The organism is Gemmatimonas sp., assembly GCF_036405635.1.
Lineage (GTDB): Bacteria > Gemmatimonadota > Gemmatimonadetes > Gemmatimonadales > Gemmatimonadaceae > Gemmatimonas.
This window is the reverse complement of record NZ_DASWXE010000148.1, coordinates 1-4,724: the sequence shown is the minus strand read 5'-3', so window position 1 is coordinate 4,724 and position 4,724 is coordinate 1. Positions and strand designations below refer to the sequence as shown.

Here is a 4,724-nt window from a genome sequence, read left to right as displayed (position 1 = left end):
GCCGCCGACAGCGCGGCCGCGACACGCATGCGCGGGGGAAGCGTGCCAGGAAACGCGCCGCCCATCGTGAATGCGCCCCATGGGGCGCCGATAATGAGCGCGCACTGAAAGACGACCACGACGGCGATCAGCGCGATGTAGATCTTCGCGGCAATACTCGTGCGCCTGCGGAACGCCAGACTCATGTGTCGGAAGGCTCGCTGTTGTCAGCCGTTTGAGCCTCATCAAGCGAGTGACTCATCGTGTCCATGACGCGGTCCAGACGCGCACGCACGGTCCTTGTCGTCGTAGTCCAGTATCCCCGGGCCACCGCCAGAGCGGCGACCGCTCCGGCCAGGCCCGCACCGATGCCCACTCCCGGCAACGACTCGGCGATGGTCATTCCCGCCAACGCCGACGCCAACACGCCGAACCCGGCAAACAGCATGACCGGCACGAGAGTGCCGCGGCGATCGAGTGCCACGGACACGTCCGTGCCATCGGAAACCGAACGCGCCGTCACCGTGAGCACCTGCAATTCTCCGCTGTCATGCCACGTCACCCCCTGCGCGCTGGCGTGCCCCGCGTCTGCACTTGCCGCGTGACCCTCGGCGATCCGCACATCGGACAACAATCGCGTCGCGCGCTGCGCATTGAGTGCGATGGGAATGTGAGCCGTTCGCACATGCCGGAGCGGGCCGCCGATCAGTCGCTCCAGCGGCGACACGGCCACCTGACCAGAGAGCTGTCGTGCCGCCTGAGCCACCAGCAGCGGGTCTATGCCGACTTGTGCGGCCGCCGACTGTATCTCCGCCAACGTCAATCCCGCAGACGATGAGATCGGCGCGTCATGGCGCGCGGCCTGCTCTGTCGCCGAACGCAGTATGTGGGCGAACTCTTCGTCGCTGTAGCGGCGCTGATCGTCCGTCATCGCAGGGGATCCTCGTGTCAGTCTGGCGCGCCCGACAACAGCCTCACCGCACGTTCCGCGATTGCCTGCATCTGACGTTCACGCGTGCGCGCCCACTTGGGCAACCGGATGATGTTGGCCAGCAGAGCCAGAAACGCGAAGCTGCCGAACATGCCTGCGGCGAGCAGGGCTTTCTCCGGCTTGCCGGCCGCAGTCACCACGCCGCCGAGCACCAACGCCATCCCACCGAACAACAGCGCCATGCCGTTGAAGACGAGCGCATCCTCCTTGCGGGTGCTCATCCGGAGTTGATGGCCGCGTTCGGTTGGCTCCACGGCAATGTGCAGATTGCCCTGCGACCAGTCGCGAATACCGCCTGAGTTCGCCGTCTGTCCTTTCACGCCAAACATGGTCCGGAGCTCTGCGACCATCTGCTCCCACTCACGGTCAGTGGGCGCGCGCGGCAAGTCCACCATATGCGATACGCCTATCGGCATCCCAGCGGAGCGCCGCACCTGCACGGCTTCGCCGCGCGCATGCAATCGCGCCACCGCCTGCGCGACGCGTGCCGGCTCGATACCGGCTTCTTCGCCGATGCGCTGCAGCTCTTCGAGCGTCCATCCGCCGGTCTCAGCAGGAAACGTTTGTTCACGCGACTCGTTCGCGGTGGCGAGGCGGAAGATCTCGCGCACTTCATCGTCTCCGTATCGACGTTGCGTCATGTCATCGATCGTACGATGTCCGCATGCCTTTCGCCACGCCTCTGCCCAACCTTAAGTAGCGCGACTGTGGCTGCCGAATGAGCCATACTATGAGCCGGGGTGCCAACCCGAGTGTGGCACTGCCTTCCACTCCTCGGTTTTGATGAAGCTCCCAACGATGGTACCGAGTACAAGTCCCACTCCCGCACCTAATACACCGAACATCATTGCCGAAGAGCCGCCCGCTGAGCCCCCCACGACGGCACCCAAACCAGCGCCAATTCCTACACCGAAGCCCAGCCCTTCACCCGCCCGACGGTATTGCCCCTTACTCATCTCCACTCGAGACACACTCGGGATGGCGAACGCCATGACCGTATGGAGCGAATCACCTGATGAACTCGATGCGAGCCAGATTGAGTCGGGACTGATGGCCGCCAGGCGTCCAACGTGCCGGATCGGTTGATACGCACCGACTTCCGTGATTCGTACGCGCGTGCCGACGGCAAGCGAATCGGTGGATTGCGCGACAACTGAGACCGGTAGGAACAGGCACATCACGGCTCCGCACCACAGCGCCCGACGCCAGATCCGATAGCGCGATGTGTTCATGTCTCTCCTCAGAGTGACGCGCCGATTCGGGATCCCTTGAGCTCCACATCAGCGAACTGCCACATCGTCTTGAAATGCTCGCGCTGCGTAGCCGCATCGGCCGACTTGCCCTGCGCCTCGAGCGCCTGCGCAAGACCGAACGTGGACCAGCCATTGTGCGGATACTGCTGCAGATCCTTTTCGTAGACCGCCTGTGCTTCCTTCGCCTGACCGGCCTTCAGCAGGGCCGCACCCAATGACTGACGCGTTGGGTAGTACCAGAACGGCGGCTCGGTGTACGGCAGCGCGTCCTGCCCTGCCACGGCCGCGGTGAACTCGGTGATCGCCGTGCGCGAGTTGCCACCCGCCAGCGCGATCTCCCCCTGCAACAGATCCTCTGCAATCTGCAGCAGCTTGCTGGCCGGATAGTCATTGCCGTCGAGCACCATCACCTTCGCATTGGCCTTGAGCGGCGTCAGTGCGGTGAGTTCGTTCTTCGCACCGGCAAGGTCGCCCTTGTTGGCGAGCGCCACGCCACGCGCATAGTGCCAGATGGCGTTGGAGTAGCCGAGATCCGTGCGCGGCTGCGGCTCGGCCAGGATCTCATCCCACCGAGCAAACTGGACGAGCGACAACAACGGAATGGTCTTGAAGAACTCCACCGTGGGGAACTGATCGATCTGCGCGAGACTCACGTTGTCGGCCAGCTTGCGCCCTGCCTCGATGGCAACCTTGCTCTGCCCCTGCATCGACGCGGCCGACCACAGGAAGTGAATGTTGTGCGGATAGTACATCGCCGGATAGAAGCCCTGGGCATTGCACTGCTTGATGTACTCCTCGTCGATCTTCGCCGCATCGATGTTCGCCTTGGCCGCATCATTGTAGCGACCCACGCGCCAGTAGATATGCGATGGCATGTGCACGAGATGTCCCGAGCCCGGTGCCAGCGGCAGCAGGGCATCGGAGGCTTTCTCCGCCTTCTCGGGTGTGGCCGATGCTTCCATCGCGTGGATGTACAGATGCAACGCCAGCGGATGCTTCGGGCTGCGCGCGATCGTGCTCTCGAGTGCCGCAATCACCGGCACGATCTCGGGGCGCGGCGTGGTGGCATCCGACCAGTAGTTCCACGGCATGGTGTTCATCCACGCTTCGCCGTACAGCGCGGCCATATCGTCATCGTCGGGATACTTCTTGACCAGATCCCCCATCGCGGTCGCATACGCATGATCGAGTGCGGTGCGGTCGTCCACCGGCTCGGCGGCATAGCGTGCGGCGAGCGCCGTGATCAGCGCCTGTTCCTTCTCCGGCTTCGAAGCAGCCAGCGCCTGTGCCTTGGTGAGCGCGGCCCATGCGGCCCGCTGCTCATCGGCCGACATGATCGCCTTGCCCTTGGACGTGACATTGATGTTGGGGCCAGTAGCCAGCGCTTCGCCCCAGAAGCACATGGCACACTGCGGATCGAGCTTCTGCGCCGCGCGGAACGATCGAATGGCTTCGGCGTGATTGAAGCCGAACGCGAGCATCATGCCCTGGTCGAAGTAGCGCTGGGCACCGGCGTCTTTGGTGTCGATGACACGGTGGAACGCGCCCATGCCCTGAAACACCGGCGCGCCACCACGCGCGACCAGGTCGGCATCAGATTCGGGCTTCGGCGTGCAGGCGGCGAGGCACGCCAGCAGGGACACGGCGGCAAGCGGGGCGCGGCGCATCAGGTTCTCCGGACGAATGAGCGGAGAACGTAGCCTGTCCGGTGCGGGCCGGACAGGCTGCCGGTGTATCGGTTACCGCTCGAAGACCACGTCGAAGGCGTTGGACTGCCGCTGGGACTGCGGGAGCATGGTGCAGGCGGACGGATTGGGCGAAGGCGCGCTGCACATCGGCAGCTCGACGCGGAACCGTCCAATCCGATCCGCATCCTTGATGGCCGGGCTGGCGTTGGGAGAGTCGGCACTGCCCAACCACACGGAAACCTTGATCGTGTCACCCGCGGCGACCACACCATTGGCACTGAAGCACGCCCACGCAGTGCTGATGTGGGCGACCGCCGTGCTGTCCTGTCCGGTGCGTCTCACCGAATACATCGGACCGGGCGACTGCATCGAACAGCGCGAATAATACAGCGGGCCCGTCGTCGGATTGACGAAGGTCGCGACCACATTGGCCTCATAGCCTCCGGGCACTCGGCGCAGATGGTAGCGCGCCGAATCAGTCTGCACCGGCGATGCATCTCGTGCCGGGAGCAGCACGTCGACATCGTTGTGAGCCTCGGTGACGCTCGCCGAGTCGTGGCAGGCCGAGACGGCCACAGCGGCGGCGCCCAGCAGCGGAAGGAGAATTCTGTTCAGAGCTCGCATGGAACGGTGTGTGGAGTTGCCTTGATCACAAGAGCCAGCGGGGCTTCTTCCTGAACACTACGCACCGGGGAAACGATGGCGCTACCGTTTCAGCCGACATCAGATATTTCGGCGCCGAACGTCATGCGATGTCCATCAGGGGTGCGGAGGGCGAACTCCCGCATGCCCCATGGTTTGCTTTCCGGCCCA

The 4,724-nt window shown here is 64.2% G+C and carries 4 protein-coding genes and 1 pseudogene; all 5 read right to left on the bottom strand.

Going from position 1 to position 4,724, the window contains the following annotated elements:
- Positions 1-185 (bottom strand): annotated as a pseudogene (locus VGE27_RS12320) (hypothetical protein); the annotation flags it as partial.
- Positions 182-910 carry a hypothetical protein gene (locus VGE27_RS12315; protein WP_331049960.1) on the bottom strand — a complete coding sequence of 243 codons (729 nt, stop codon included), beginning with the start codon at positions 908-910 and terminating at the stop codon, positions 182-184. The pseudogene VGE27_RS12320 and the gene VGE27_RS12315, both read right to left, overlap by 4 nt.
- A 17-nt stretch (positions 911-927) precedes the next feature.
- Positions 928-1,611 (bottom strand): hypothetical protein, encoded by a 684-nt coding sequence (locus VGE27_RS12310; protein WP_331049959.1) that lies wholly within the window; start codon positions 1,609-1,611, stop codon positions 928-930.
- A 599-nt stretch (positions 1,612-2,210) separates the two neighbouring features.
- Positions 2,211-3,890, bottom strand: a complete 1,680-nt coding sequence (locus VGE27_RS12305; RefSeq protein ID WP_331049958.1) for a tetratricopeptide repeat protein — start codon at positions 3,888-3,890, stop codon at positions 2,211-2,213.
- Between the two features lie 72 nt (positions 3,891-3,962).
- Positions 3,963-4,535, bottom strand: coding sequence for a hypothetical protein (locus VGE27_RS12300; RefSeq protein ID WP_331049957.1), 573 nt, complete (start codon positions 4,533-4,535; stop codon positions 3,963-3,965).
- Positions 4,536-4,724 lie beyond the last annotated feature (189 nt).